This is a genomic window from Rhodococcus sp. 114MFTsu3.1 (assembly GCF_000383555.1).
Lineage (GTDB): Bacteria > Actinomycetota > Actinomycetes > Mycobacteriales > Mycobacteriaceae > Rhodococcoides > Rhodococcoides fascians_E.
Map to the genome: position 1 here is coordinate 276527 of NZ_KB911550.1, position 13424 is coordinate 289950.

A 13424-nucleotide genomic window follows, 5' to 3' on the forward strand; every position below is an offset into this window, starting at 1 on the left:
GCGGCAGTCGTGGCATCCGAGCTGCCGGTACCCCGCTACACGGACGTACCGCGGCGCGGGGCGCTGTCAAGAAACCGGCAGCGCCCCGCGCCACCCCCACACAGGCACTTCCGCCTGATCTACGCCGCCCCGACAACCTCGAAGCGAGCGGTCGGTGGATACGCATCGTCCTCGAACGGGACTTCGATACGCTGCTCGACGAAATCTGCCGGCGCACACTCGTACGGGCCCTCGGGCCACATGACCGGATCGATCATTTCGACTGCGTCTCGATCGACCGTCGACCGTCGGAGGCGCCGGCGCTGATCTGAACCTTCCGCGGTTTGGCGCGCTCGGCCAGCGGGATCGTCACCGACAGGACCCCGTTGTCATAGGACGCGGAAATGCGCTCGGAGTCGACGCCGTCGCCCAGCGCGAGCTGGCGACGATACGTACCGGCGAAACGTTCCGAGGAAATCCATTGCACCCCATCGGTATCCGGTGCAGTGCGATGTGCTGTCAGCGTGAGGGTTCCGCGGTCGACATCGACATCGATCGAACCCGGATCCACCCCGGGAAGATCCGCCGACAGAACGTAGTGATCGTCGAGTTTGTACAGGTCCATCGGCATGAACCGTGGCGCACGATCGGAACCGCTCGACGTCCCCAGCATGGCCGAGGTAATGGAATCGAGGTCACGGAACGGATCGAAGCGAAGCACAGCAACCACCTCCATCAACTCCAGATGCACCCGCCCCTGTAGCGGGCTGCTCTTGACTGTGCGATACAGAAATTAGCACTCTCACCATCCGAGTGCCAAGATGGTTGTGCACAATTTTTCGAAAAATTTTCGAGGCAGGCGCCGTCTCACGAGGACGGCCGATGATGCTGCGCGAGAACCGCATCGGGCAGCATGCGACACACGAAGGAGCACACGCAATGACGTTGACGGCCGACAGGAACAATCCCGAGGGAACCGCCGGCGGACCCGAGGATCGGCGGTGGTGGAACCGACGAGCATTCGACCGCCGCGAGAACACCGACTCAGCGCTGATGATCGGCGCACTGTCCATCGTGTGCTTCTGGACCCCAGGCTTCGGAGTCGCGCTCGGCATCCTCGCTCTCGGCGCCGCGCTCTGGGCCGACCGCAGCCCGATCCTCTCGGGGCCTCCCGCATCACGCACCGACGCTGCCCTCGCCTACGGCGCCGGCGCCCTCGGCATCATCCTGGGAATCGGATTCCTGACAATGGTTCTCTGGTAGCCATCGGCCCGCCGAAATCGACACTGACCCCAGTGCACACAACTACCGGCCATCAGCGGAATCCCGCAGATCCGCATCGATACCGTGCACTGGGGTCACCTGCACCCGGGCCGACGCACCTCGCAACGACGAAGGCCCCGACCGCGTGACGTGGTCAGGGCCTTCATGTACGGAGCCGCCTAACGGGATTAAACCGTTGACCGCTCGCTTACAAGTATGTTGGGACACAACCACATACGTCCATGCGGACTCACCACAGCACCTCTGACCAGTGTCAATCGTCCAGGTGGTATCACTCGAATCCACCTACGTAGGTACCGACTTGTGACATGCTCGTGACACCGAGATCCGGGCCGAAAGACCGCCTGGCCTCCGGTGATTCCAACTGAACGCATACGACTTCGTAGCGACATGAGCGCTCGGAACCACGACTCGCGAGTCACGATATGAGACCCGAGTGCTGTTGTTCACCGCGTTCCCCGATCCACTAATGTCGCCTCCGCGTTTGCCGCTGGAGCGGCAGGCCTCGAGGTCGCCTCAGTCTCAACACTGGCCTATGCGATCCGCGACGACGCCCACACCGGCACGTATCGGAGCGCAAAAGAGCCGTCGATCGGCGGTGGGTCGGCCGCCGAGAGTTTGGTTTCATCGCGGGAGTACGAAATCCTGCGCCTCGTTGCCGCCGGCTGACCATGTTCCACACATCGGCCAGCGCCATATGGGCACGTCGACGTGCCGACGCCCCATCGTTAGTACCCGGAGTCGAGATCTGCAGTTACCGGTTCCGGCGCGTCGCTCGGTACCGTAGGATCGTCTGATGATCGGGCGGCGTGGGGTGTGCAGCGGAGAAGCACCGGTACGGTGCCTGGCGATCACTGCTCCGACCTAAGCGACTGTCATCGCCGCGACCGGGCAAGGGGCCCCACCGACCGTTCGCTACCGCGGCCGGTCGGCTCTGCGGCAGCCCAGTCATGTCAGGAGCCGTGTTGCGCTTCACATGATACGCCAGCAGCCCCGTCGAGGGGGGAGCGCTCGGAAACTGCTGGACCGTGTGCCGCCGATCCCATATCGCGGCCGGGTCGAACCCGGCGACGTCGTAGGGGGGTAATGCCGATACGGTGGCCGCCCTCGATCCACACATTGTCGCCATCGGTGGTGATGTCTGTGCGATCAAGTCCTGCAATAGCCCTACAGGGCAGGCCCGCTCCGGCGAGAACAAGGAGGACTGCGTCGCGGCAACCGAACAGCGCAGCCGTCGATCCGGAGGTCGGCGGTCCGGCCGCGATCACCTGGTACTGCTCGGCATACCGGATCGTTCTGTCGCTACGTGCCGAGTCCAGTGCGGTCCGGATGGACGTCATTCGTCCGGGAGCGGGCTGACCGGCGTCGAGGTGCGCGCAGTTGATCGCCGAGACCCGGTGCAACTGGACCGCATCGCCGGCGGGGTTCGAGGGGAAGCCGCCCCACCGCTCCAGTGTGCCGGGGCGAAAGTTCTCGAGCGCGATGTCGCATTTCGGAGCCTGATCGATGACATCGCGCTTGCCCTGCTCGGTCCGCAGGTCGAGGACAATCGACATCTTGTTGCGATTGACCGTGCGAAACAGCATCGACGTCGTACCGGAACAGAGCCGCCAGTTTCTGAGCCCATCGCCGGTTCCGGGCCGCTCGACTTTGATGACTTCGGCTCTGAATCCGCGAGCATTCGCGCGGCAGTCGGGGTGGCGATGTAGTTTCCCAGTTCGAGGTCCCGAATATCAGCGAGCGGTAAGGCCGTGTTCGTCATGTGGTTGTTCCTTCGGTCTGTCGGCGTCATACCCATATCGGCTGGCGTAGTGCGGCTCGGCCGCCTTGCCTGATATGTGCAAGTAGGCCGCCGGCCAGCAGGACTGCTCTTTCGCCTTCGGTGAGATCGAGGGTGAACGTGATGTCGGCATGGCCGGTATTCGCTGTGACCGCCGATTCGCCGGTTCGCAGAGCTGTCCTGAGCCCGTGCAGTTGCCAGGTCTGGCCGATTTCCGGCTCGGTATCGGCGGTTCGTACGAGGGGAACGATGCCGGCGGCAATGAGATTACGTCGGTGAATGCGGGCGTAGCTTGTGGCAGCGATCGCCCGAACACCGAGGTGGACGGGAATCAGCGCGGCGTGTTCGCGTGAAGAGCCTTGGCCGTAGTTGTCCCCTGCGACGATGATCCCGCCGCCCCATTCGAGAGCTCTGTCGTGGAACCCGGCGTCGAACCGGTTGAACATGAACCGGGCGCACAGCGCGATGTTCGACCACACCGACATCGCGATGGCACCGTCGGGTGCCATGTCGCCGGTCGAAACGTCGTCACCGATGCAGATCAAAACACGAACCGGCAAGTCGTCGGGCACAGGCGGAGGCAGCTGCGGCGAAATAAGGTTCGGTCCGCGCTCGACAACGATGGCGGAGCGGTCGCCCAACGGGAGCGGGGCGGTGATATGGCGATCGTGCACGGTGGTGTCCGGTGCCGCAGCCGGGCGAGGGTGGATCGGATCTCGTCCGGATGGGTCCGTGATACGCCCAGCTAGTGCGCTGGCCGCAGCCGTGGAGGGACTGCACAGGTACACCTGATCTTCGGCGGTGCCACTGCGTCCGGGAAAGTTCCGGTTGAACGTACGCAATGAGGGAGCGCCGGCCAGCGGCGCTTGCCCGATGCCGACACAGGGCCCGCAGATCGGTTCCAGCATGCGAGCGCCGGCTTCCATGAGGTCGCGATAGACCCCAGATTCGATAATTGTAGTGAGGATTTGGCGTGATCCCGGTGTGACTGTCAGTTGTATCCGAGGGTGCACGGTCTTGCCCCGCAGGGCCGCAGCGACCACCGCCAGGTCGTCGTAGGAGCTGTTCACCGACGAACCCACACAGACCTGAGCTAGAGGAGTGTCCGGCAGCTCGGCGACTTCGAGGACGTTGCCGGGTGAGTGCGGCACGGCAACGAGGGGGCCGAGGGCACCCAGATCGATGGAGATATTTTCGTCGTAAACGGCCCCGTGGTCGGCTTGGAGCGGTTGGTAGTCCTGCGGTCGACCCTGCTCGACGAGCCAGTGCTGCGTTTCGTCATCGGACGGAAAAACTGCTGTCGTGGAACCGGTTTCGATGATCATGTTCGCGATCGTGGCGCGGCCGGAGGTGGTGAGAGTGTGCACGCCCGGGCCGTGGAACTCGAACACCGCTCCTCGGCCGCCCCGTACGCCGTATCGTCGCAGGATATCGAGGACGACATCCTTGGGTTCGACGGCGTCGCGGAGTCGCCCGGTGAGTTCCACACCGATCACGCGGGGACACGGGAAATCGAATCCGTACCCGCCCATGGCTACCGCAACTTCGAGGCCGCCTGCACCGGTAGCGAACATCGCAGCTGCGCCTGCGGTCGAGGTATGCGAATCTGCGCCCAGGATCAGATCGCCGGGTTTGCTGAAACGTTCGAGATGGATGTAATGCGAAATGCCGTGTCCAGCAGGCGAGTAGCGAATGCCGTACTTCTCCGAGAAGGTGCGCAGGTAGGTATGATCCTGCATGTTCTTGTCGTCGATCTGAAGCACGTTGTGGTCGACATACATCACAGCGAGGGGTACGCGGATGGAGTCGAGCCCGAGCTCCTCGAACTGCATGGCTGCCATCGTTCCTGTGGCGTCTTCCATGAGAATTTGATCGGTGCGCACAGTGATGTCGGAGCCGGGTACGAGGTCACCGGCAGCAAGATGTGCTCGAAGTATTTTATAGGTCAGGGTATCTGCCATGGATTGCCCGTTCGTGACGTAGTAGTTTGCGCCGCAGGGTCGTTCAAGACTGCGCGAGTGGCAGGTCGAGTAGGTGGCCCATCCGGTCGCGTTTGGTGCGCAGATAGGTGAGGTTGTCGGCGGTGACCGCAGTGGCGGAGTGAATTCTCGCGGTGACGTCGAGACCCCCTGCGGTGAGGGAGTCGACCTTGTGCGGGTTGTTGGTGATCAACCGGATCCGTCCGATACCCAGTGCGGTGAGTACAGCGGCCGAGATGCTGTAGTCGCGACTGTCGATGGGTAGACCGAGGCTGACGTTGGCGTCGACGGTGTCTTGTCCGGATTCTTGCAGCTTGTAGGCGGCAAGCTTGTGGGTCAGGCCGATTCCTCGGCCTTCATGTCCACGTAGATACACCAGTACACCCGCGCCCTCGTCTGCGATCGCTCGTAGGGCAGAGTCGAGTTGTGTCCCGCAGTCGCATCGGCGAGATTTCACGACGTCACCGGTGAGGCATTCGCTGTGCACTCGGACCAAGACACCTTGGTCTTCGAGCGATGCTGCTTGTACGTCGCCGTGGGTGAGTACCAGATGTTCGGCTCCGCCGTCCTGCGCCGTGTAGGTACGGGCATCGAATAGGCCGTAATCGGTTGGTAAAAATGCGGATTCACCCAGCACTGGTGCGGTCTCGACGGTTGTGCGAAACGCGACCAGATCGGCGACGGTGATCATGGGGATGTCGTGTTCTGCGGCGAAGTCGTTCAGAGTTCGGCCCGACATCGGAACGCCGTCGTCGGAGACGAGTTCGGTGATCACTGCGACCTCGTACAGTCCGGCCAGTCGGAGCAGGTCGATCGAGGCCTCGGTATGCCCTGGCCGTTCGAGTACTCCGCCGGGGCGGGCGCGGAGCGGGAACAGGTGTCCTGGCCGCCGCAGCTCGTCGGGTTGCGTCCGCGGGTGCCCCAGCACCCGCACGGTGTGCGCTCGATCGGACGCGGAGATACCGGTGCCGGCGTCCGCGGCGTCGACTGCAACTGTGAACGCGGTCTGGTGGTTGTCGGTATTGGTCTGCACCATCGGTGGCAGTTCGAGACGGTCGGCAATCTCTCCCGACATCGGCGTGCAGACGATCCCGCTTCCATGGCGGAGCAGGAATGCCATCTGCTCGGCGTCGACGAACTGGGCGGCCATGATGAGGTCGCCCTCGTTCTCGCGGTCGGCGTCGTCGGCGACGAGAACCATTCGGCCGCGCACAATCGCAGCAACAGCGTCGGTGAGGGGTGCGAGAGAGGTCATATCTGTGGCTCCAAACGTGCGAGATGGCGTGAGGATCGAACGGCCGCGGCCAGTTCGGCCAAAGGGCCGCCCGCACGCTGGGCCAGCGTCGCCGCGTGCTCGGTCAGCGTGGTCGCATCGATGTAGTCGGACTGCGCCGGGTACAGCGGCGGCGACACGAGTCGCACCGCGAAGAACGAGTTCAAAGCTCTTTCCAGTGACTGGGATGCCAAGGAGTGGTTTTCGGATGCACCGCCCATCACGATCGCCGCTGCCGTGCTCATCAACGGAGCTCGGGTTTCACCGTATTGGCAGCGTTCGACGCTTTCGAGCAACGACGCCAGCGTGGCGGTATGCCGAGCTCGGTAGACCGCGCACCCCAAGACGACACCGTCGGCACCGTCGATCGCGTCGATGGCGTCGGCAACCGTGGTAGTCGCGAGCTCGACCATTTGCACGGTCGCACCGGACGCCACGGCACCGTCGAGAACACCGCGCACGGCGGTCGACGTGCGGGAGAGTGTATTCGAACTGGCAATGACACCAACAATATTCGGAGCGACAGCGTTCATGCCCGTCACCTCCCCGGGTGGCGTGGGTGACGATCGATGAGGTGGTAGGCACCCCGGTAGTACAGCAGCGGGCTGCGTTCGCGGTACGCGCGGAGATCCGACACCGACGCAGCCACGATCGTATGGTCCCCGCCGTCGTACTCGGCCCACAACGAACAGTCTGCCCAGGCCACAACGCCGTCGAGTACCGGTGCACCCGAGATGCTTTCGGTCCAATCGACGCCGGCGAACTTGTCCGCGCCAGACTTGGCGAAACCGTTGCTGAGCTGATCGTGATCTTCGGCCAGTACATTGACCACGAAACTGCCGATCTCGCGGATTTTGGGCCAGGTAGTGGAACTGCGGGCTGGACTGAACGTCACCAACGGCGGGTCGAGCGAGAGCGAACTGAAGGACTGGCACGTGAATCCGACAGGGCCATCCGGGGACATCGCGGTGATCACGGTGATACCCGAACAGAAGTGACCGAGCACGTCCTTCATCTGTCCGGGGGCAATTTCCGAGAGTTTCATCGTTGTTCCTCTGCAGCAGCGGATGTAGTTGCGTCAAACCATAGACAGCCTGTGACTGGTGTCACTATCCCCGCAGTGCCGCCACTATCCGCAGAGTGAAAGAACAAGCATCCGCCGGCCAATGTCTGCACACAGCGGATAGTCCACGGCGCTCTCGGGATATCGGGGACCCTCTACCGCTGCCTATCGTCAGGAAATGGTGACATGCACCACACAAACTCGCAGGAAGTGAGCCATGACATCCACTCAACTCGAGCCCTCTCCCCATGAGACGGCGGACTTGGAAAAATTCAAGATGTACATAGGCGGTCGGTTCGTCGACGCACAGTCGGGGCAGACGTTCGGCACCGAAAATCCGTACCTCGGCCGTACCTGGGCCACCATCCCCGACGGCTCCACCGCCGACGTCGACGCCGCTGTGGCCAGCGCACGGTCGGCCCTCGACGGCGAGTGGGGTGCTGCAACCGGATTCGAGCGCGCTCGCCTGCTCCGCAAGCTGGGCGACATAATCGGAGAGAACGCCGAACGCCTTGCTCGTCTCGAGGTGCAGGACTCGGGCAAGTTGTATCGTGAGATGATCGGCCAGCTCCAGTACCTTCCCCAGTGGTACTACTACTACGCAGGCCTTGCGGACAAGATCGAGGGCAGATCGATTCCCTCCGACAAACCGAATTACTTCGTCTACACCCGCCGGGAACCCGTCGGAGTCGTGGCCGCAATCACCCCATGGAACTCTCCCTTACTCCTGCTCACCTTCAAACTCGCGGTGGGCCTGGCTGCAGGATGCACTTTCGTCATCAAACCGTCCGAGCATTCTCCGGCGTCGACTCTGGCTTTCGCCGAGATGGTCGACAAGGCCGGATTCCCAGCTGGCACAGTCAATGTCGTGTCCGGGTTCAGCCGCGAGGTCGGCGAGCATCTTGCCAGCCACCTGGGTGTGGACAAAGTCGCGTTCACCGGATCGACCACCACGGGTCGGGCCGTTGCGAAGGCCGCTGCCGAGAACCTGAACAAGGTGACCCTCGAACTCGGCGGCAAGTCACCCCAGATCGTTTTTCCCGACGCCGATTTGGACGCTGCCGCAAATGGATTGGTAGCCGGAGTGTTCGCGGCAACGGGCCAGACGTGCATGGCGGGCTCACGCCTGATCGTGCACGAGAGCGTGCACGACGAACTGATCGAACTCGTCGCCGCCCGAGCGAAAGCCATCAAGTTGGGCGACCCGAACGACGCCGCCACCGAGATGGGCCCCGTGGCGAACCGGCCACAGTACGAGAAGGTACTCGGCTACCTGAAAACGGCCATCCACGAAGGTGCCACCATCGCCAGCGGCGGAAAGGCGAGCGCGGAACTGGGTGGTATGTTCATCGAACCGACCGTGTTCACCGGCGTCACCCCCGAGTTTACCGTGGTCAAAGAAGAAGTATTCGGTCCCGTGCTGGCCGCCTACACGTTCTCCACCGAAGACGAGGCGCTCTCTCTCGCGAACGACTCTCAATTCGGCCTGGCCGGCGCTGTATGGACGAAGGACGTTCACCGCGCTCACCGAATTGCAGCAAAGCTGCGCGCCGGAACGGTGTGGGTCAACGCGTACAGAGTCCTAGCTCCGAACGTGCCGTTCGGCGGCTTCGGCGACAGCGGCCTCGGCCGTGAGAACGGTCTGGACGCAATCAACGAATACACCGAAACCAAATCCGTGTGGGTCGAGCTCACCGGAGCCACACGCGACCCATTCAAGCTCGGCTGACCAGGAGATACAACGATGACCGACACGCTCGAATACAACCCCACCGCGCCCCGTCCGATCGAAGAGACGGCTCCGCTCGTAGACCGGAACACGACCAACCCGATGTTCAACGACCAGAAGATGAAGCTGGGGCTGTTCGGCACGAACTGCTCTTACGGGCTGATCATGTCGCATGCCCCGACGTCGTACGAGGCCACGTGGAAGCACACCCTCGAAATCGCCAAGCGGGCCGACGCGTTGGGCTTCGAAGCGCTGGTGCCGGTGGCTCGATGGAAGGGTTTCGGTGGTACCACCAACTTCAACGGCAATTGCTTCGAGACTTATTCGTGGGCAGCTGGTCTCGCGCAAGCAACCGAAAACATTGCTATCTTCGCGACATCGCATCTACCGACCGTGCATCCGATCGTCGCAGCGAAGGCCGCTGTCACGATCGATCACATCTCCGGGGGCCGCTTCGGACTCAACCTGGTGATGGGTTGGGTAACACCGGAAATGGAAATGTTCGGCGGTGCGCAGCGCCAGCACGACGAGCGCTACGCCTTCGGGCAGGAATGGATCGACTACGTCAACAAGCTTTGGTCCGAACCGGGATCTTTCGATTTCGAGGGCAAGTACTTCCAGGGGGACGGTGTCGAGTCCTACCCGAAGCCTTATCAGGCACCGCGCCCGGCGATGATCAACGCGGGCAATTCCAAGAACGGTATCGAGTTCTCGGCGCGCAACGTCGATTTCAACTTTGCATCGCTCGACACCCTCGAGAACATGAAGGCTTACACCGCTGCGCTGGTGGACAAGGCCAAAGCCGACTATCAGCGCACGATCAGCCCGATGACCTACGGCTTGGTGGTCTGCCGCGACACCGAAAAAGAAGCGAAAGCGGACTTCCAGCGCGTCCTCGACGACGGAGACTGGGGCGCAGCCGGCAACGTCATCAAGATCGCCGGGTCCGGCGCAAGTCAGTCCTTCGATCACGCAGCGAAGAAGGAGTTCCAGGGTCGCTTCATCGCAGGGTGGGGCGGCTACCCGGTGGTCGGTACACCGGAACAGTGCGTCGACCAGATCCAGCAGCTCAACGACGCCGGCATGAACGGAATGATCATGGGCATGATCGACTACAACGAAGAGATGAAGTACTTCGGCGAGAACGTCATGCCCCTGCTGAAGCAGTCGGGTCTGCGCCACTGATGTATCGACCGGTGCTCGATCGCAGGTGCGTTGCGGTCGAGCACCGGTCGGATCATGATGGTGGCCGGTGAGGAGAAGATGACTGTGACCGAGCGCAACAATCGCCCCTTGGAGGGTTACCCCGTCCTACACACGCGCAATCTGGACGAGGCCCGTCAAGCTGTCACCGACGTCTACCTTCCGCACCAGCTCTACGCCGATGATCCGGCGAAACTCAGCATGACGCTCAACGCCGTCGAACAGCGTCTGTTCACCGCCGGATTTCTTACGTACGGCACCGACGCCACTTTGCGGATGCCCGCCACTGAAGTCTGTTACCACGTCAACCTCACTACCACCGGTCACACCGATGCGGGCAGGCAGGACGGCGGCCGGGAGACGACACACGCCCGGCAGCGCGGCGTGATCCTGCACCCCGAGCAGACCAACACTGTGAACTGGAGCCCGCAAGCGGAACAAATCATCTTGAAAGTTCCCCGCGCGAGTCTTGAAGCCCATCTATCGGATCTTCTCGGACGTAAAGTGAACTCCGCCATCGATTTCGACTTCGGCCTGGATCTGTCTACCGCTGCGGGGGCAAGCCTTCTCGCGTCGGTGGAGTTTTTTGTCGGCGAACTCGATCGACCCGGCGGTATAGCGGACATGCCCCTGGCGCGGGACCAGCTCGAGGCCTTCATCATGAGCCAATTGCTCACCGCTGCAGAACATCCGTACAAGGATGATTTACTTGCTCCACCGGACCATGTAAAGCTCGGCCGCCTCAAACCGGTCGTTGACTTCATCGAAATGAATGCCGACGAGCCCCTCACTCCAACCGAACTGGCTCGGGCCGGATCGATGAGTGTACGTACGCTTCACGCGTCGTTCCAGAAGTTGTTTGGGCTCTCCCCTATGGCCTACGTTCGCAAAGTGCGACTCGAGCACGTCAATGAAGAGCTGCGCAGACACAGCGGAGACCCTGTAGTACGGATTACCGATATCGCCAGCAAGTGGGGGTTTTTTCACCTCGGCCGATTCGCGCAACAGTACAAGGAACGCTTCGGGGAATCTCCCTCTGAGACCCTGCGACGTTAAAATCCGTCGCTCACGGGTCCTGTTACCGAGAGGGTCACGTCGAACTGCTTCATGGTCTCTGCGTCAACGATCTTGGTGGCCAGTCCGAGATTCCAGATCATCGCCTGCCCCGGCTGGAGTGCCGCGAACGCCTATCCGGCAAGCCCTGCGGCCTGGGATGGGCGCCAACTGGCGGGTAAAGGTAGGTCGATGAACACTCGTACGTCCTCTGCGATGGTCGGACCCTCGTTGTGAAGGATCAAGTTAAAGAAAGACGCATCTCGGGTGTCAGGTCTCATGTCCACCCACACGTATGGCTGAGCGGCGACTTCGAGTGCGCGACGTTGTAAGGATGCCTGCTCTAGTGTGCCCTGTCCGGACCGTGATTCTCCGCCCGCGCCTCCACCGAACTATTGAACGTGATCACTGCGACCGGGGAAGTAAGTTGATGGACCGCCACAGTGTCGATGATCCGATCGTCGGCGATGCGACCTGGACGTCGCATCGCCGACACCTGCCCGGGCTCGGGGACACGACCGGACTGTGACCTACCACGCACCGCCACCATCAATCCAGGAATTGGAGTGAATATTTGTCCCGTCGCACCCGGAGACGGTGGACCTTTTTCTTGGTGCGGCGCGGCGCGGGAAACACAGCCTCCTTTTCCTACCCCCCGGGGACGATGACTCTCTACCGTTGCCCGCGCCACCCCATCGCTTCGAGAGACACTGTCGTCTCAGACCTACACTGGCGTACCGGCTGCACGGCCCGGGCAACTCCGTCTGGAATCGCACCGTGCGCGTCGACCCGCGTCCCTTGTTCAGGTGCTGGTGGGTGCGTCCCACCGCCCGGTGGGACCGTTCAAGATCCGCCCCGCCGCGTCGGGAGTCGGGTGGCGCGGGCAATTGTCCAGCCACCGACACAGGCGCGTGGATCAGCGAGATTGATCTGTTCGCCTTCTTCGTCGTAGACGATCCCCGCCCACACCATCGCCCGCAAATCCACTGTCCCCGAATGGGAGACGACACAACATTCGGTCAGCAGAGGGCAGTCCGGTCGACGTCCCACCCGGGACGGATTCTCTCGGCATGGGATCGGCGCCTAGGGGCGATCAACCGTGCATGCGCGGTCCCCATCGGGATAGCCCGGTGAGTTTCGATGGCGGGAGTGCTGTGGGTTGGTGGCCTGGCGGGGGTCATCGCGCCCAGGACTGCACCAACGCGGCGGTATCGCGGTGCGAGGTGTTGAGTTAGCGGACGATGTAGATCAGCCAGTTCTCGATCGTCGGTGGATCCGGAACCAGTGTGGACGGCAACGCCTTCACCTCGTCGTCGATGAACTCGTCTGAATCGTCGGGGTAGTCGGTGCTGTCTCCAGCATCGCGGTGCACCCCTCTGGTGAGGCCGGGGAAGCCCTACTGGATGGCGAATTCCACATCGTGCTGGGTGGCGTCAGGGAACGCAACACAGAAGACAGGTTCGTTCCACCGGTCCCGGTCCCGCGGGACGATTCCGCTGCGGATCGCGAATCCCAGATACAAGTGCGGCTCGAGCACCGCTTGTTGGATCGGTGCCGATCTGAGTGTGTCGGTCCAACCGCTCGGCGGTGTCACCGTCGAGGTTCCGGGATGCTCAAGATCTCCATCGTCTCCTACCTGACGGCCGGTGGCATGTGGGTGACTGCCGGTTTCCGGCACGTCGACCTGGTGCCTGCTAGCGCGGACTCTGCATGCGGTGCTGCAGAAGCGTCGGCGGCGTCCCATGACCCGGTACGTGATCACAATGCGGTAGTCCGTTGCCTAGCGGCGTGTTGACGAGGCTCAGCGAAGTTCCCCAACCACGCTCACCGAAATTCCCCACTCGTGAGCGGTGTTCACTGTAGCGGTTGGCGCGTTCCTGTGGCGGCTTTGCGGAGTTTCTCCGATCGTGCGTTGTGGTCGCGGAGTCGGTAGGAATCTCCGTCGAGGTTGAGCACAACGGAGCGGTGCAGGAGTCGGTCGAGCATGGCTGCGGCGACGGTGTTGTCGCCGAGAACTTCACCCCACGATCCGACGCCGCGGTTGGTGGTCATCACGATCGAGGTCTTCATATACCGTTGCG

The 13424-nt window shown here is 62.4% G+C and carries 12 protein-coding genes and 1 pseudogene; 4 read left to right on the top strand and 9 right to left on the bottom strand.

The genetic code is table 11. The features are described 5' to 3' along the window. Positions 1 to 119: 119 nt before the first annotated feature. Both H292_RS28435 and H292_RS0114900 read right to left on the bottom strand, forming a co-directional pair. Entirely contained in the window at positions 120 to 257 is a 138-nt protein-coding gene (locus H292_RS28435; RefSeq protein ID WP_020111931.1) for a hypothetical protein, read from the bottom strand. After that, positions 254 to 700: an Hsp20/alpha crystallin family protein gene (locus H292_RS0114900; RefSeq protein ID WP_027498837.1), complete on the bottom strand. Its 447-nt coding sequence runs from the start codon at positions 698 to 700 to the stop codon at positions 254 to 256. The genes H292_RS28435 and H292_RS0114900 overlap by 4 nt, the downstream gene beginning before the upstream one ends. A gap of 218 nt (positions 701 to 918) precedes the next feature. On the opposite strand from H292_RS0114900, the gene H292_RS0114905 reads away from it, so the two are divergent. Further along, on the top strand, positions 919 to 1242 hold the full coding sequence (locus tag H292_RS0114905) for a hypothetical protein (RefSeq protein ID WP_230593860.1): 324 nt from the start codon (positions 919 to 921) through the stop codon (positions 1240 to 1242). Positions 1243 to 2692: 1450 nt separating this feature from the next. On the opposite strand, the pseudogene H292_RS28600 reads toward H292_RS0114905, so the two are convergent. From H292_RS28600 to H292_RS0114930, 5 genes and pseudogenes are all read right to left on the bottom strand, one after another. Beyond that, positions 2693 to 3025: pseudogene (locus tag H292_RS28600) on the bottom strand (CoA transferase); the annotation flags it as partial. Positions 3026 to 3051: 26 nt separating this feature from the next. After that, entirely contained in the window at positions 3052 to 5004 is a 1953-nt protein-coding gene (locus H292_RS0114915) for an aconitate hydratase (protein ID WP_020111933.1), read from the bottom strand. Positions 5005 to 5047: 43 nt separating this feature from the next. Next, complete coding sequence (locus tag H292_RS0114920; RefSeq protein WP_020111934.1) at positions 5048 to 6277, bottom strand: bifunctional 3,4-dihydroxy-2-butanone-4-phosphate synthase/GTP cyclohydrolase II; 1230 nt, start codon at positions 6275 to 6277, stop codon at positions 5048 to 5050. Then, positions 6274 to 6828 (bottom strand): NADPH-dependent FMN reductase, encoded by a 555-nt coding sequence (locus tag H292_RS0114925; RefSeq protein WP_037188516.1) that lies wholly within the window; start codon positions 6826 to 6828, stop codon positions 6274 to 6276. Before H292_RS0114925 ends, H292_RS0114920 begins: the two co-directional genes overlap by 4 nt. A 5-nt stretch (positions 6829 to 6833) precedes the next feature. Beyond that, positions 6834 to 7340, bottom strand: a complete 507-nt coding sequence (locus H292_RS0114930; RefSeq protein WP_037188492.1) for a flavin reductase family protein — start codon at positions 7338 to 7340, stop codon at positions 6834 to 6836. A 235-nt stretch (positions 7341 to 7575) separates the two neighbouring features. On the opposite strand from H292_RS0114930, the gene H292_RS0114935 reads away from it, so the two are divergent. The 3 genes from H292_RS0114935 to H292_RS0114945 all read left to right on the top strand — a co-directional run bounded on the left by H292_RS0114935 (position 7576) and on the right by H292_RS0114945 (position 11346). After that, a complete protein-coding gene (locus tag H292_RS0114935) occupies positions 7576 to 9087 on the top strand; it encodes an aldehyde dehydrogenase (RefSeq protein WP_051127760.1) in 1512 nt (503 codons plus the stop codon). A 15-nt stretch (positions 9088 to 9102) separates the two neighbouring features. Then, positions 9103 to 10272, top strand: a complete 1170-nt coding sequence (locus tag H292_RS0114940) for an LLM class flavin-dependent oxidoreductase (protein ID WP_020111938.1) — start codon at positions 9103 to 9105, stop codon at positions 10270 to 10272. 78 nt (positions 10273 to 10350) lie between these two features. Then, on the top strand, positions 10351 to 11346 hold the full coding sequence (locus tag H292_RS0114945) for an AraC family transcriptional regulator (RefSeq protein ID WP_051127764.1): 996 nt from the start codon (positions 10351 to 10353) through the stop codon (positions 11344 to 11346). Positions 11347 to 12574: 1228 nt separating this feature from the next. Here the strand turns inward: H292_RS0114945 and H292_RS28180 are convergent. Continuing rightward, the gene (locus tag H292_RS28180; RefSeq protein ID WP_020111942.1) at positions 12575 to 12715 is read right to left on the bottom strand and encodes a hypothetical protein; all 141 of its coding nucleotides are present in this window, start codon (positions 12713 to 12715) and stop codon (positions 12575 to 12577) included. Positions 12716 to 13197: 482 nt separating this feature from the next. Beyond that, the coding region (locus H292_RS0114970; protein WP_196806173.1) for an ATP-binding protein at positions 13198 to 13424 on the bottom strand (227 nt) is incomplete at its 5' end.

Coding starts and splice junctions, on each gene's coding strand:
- H292_RS28435 (WP_020111931.1), bottom strand. CDS start 257: ATGATCGATCCGGTCATGTGGCCCGAGGGCCCGTACGAGTGTGCGCCG.
- H292_RS0114905 (WP_230593860.1), top strand. CDS start 919: ATGACGTTGACGGCCGACAGGAACAATCCCGAGGGAACCGCCGGCGGA.
- H292_RS0114915 (WP_020111933.1), bottom strand. CDS start 5,004: ATGGCAGATACCCTGACCTATAAAATACTTCGAGCACATCTTGCTGCC.
- H292_RS0114920 (WP_020111934.1), bottom strand. CDS start 6,277: ATGACCTCTCTCGCACCCCTCACCGACGCTGTTGCTGCGATTGTGCGC.
- H292_RS0114925 (WP_037188516.1), bottom strand. CDS start 6,828: ATGAACGCTGTCGCTCCGAATATTGTTGGTGTCATTGCCAGTTCGAAT.
- H292_RS0114930 (WP_037188492.1), bottom strand. CDS start 7,340: ATGAAACTCTCGGAAATTGCCCCCGGACAGATGAAGGACGTGCTCGGT.
- H292_RS0114935 (WP_051127760.1), top strand. CDS start 7,576: ATGACATCCACTCAACTCGAGCCCTCTCCCCATGAGACGGCGGACTTG.
- H292_RS0114940 (WP_020111938.1), top strand. CDS start 9,103: ATGACCGACACGCTCGAATACAACCCCACCGCGCCCCGTCCGATCGAA.
- H292_RS0114945 (WP_051127764.1), top strand. CDS start 10,351: ATGACTGTGACCGAGCGCAACAATCGCCCCTTGGAGGGTTACCCCGTC.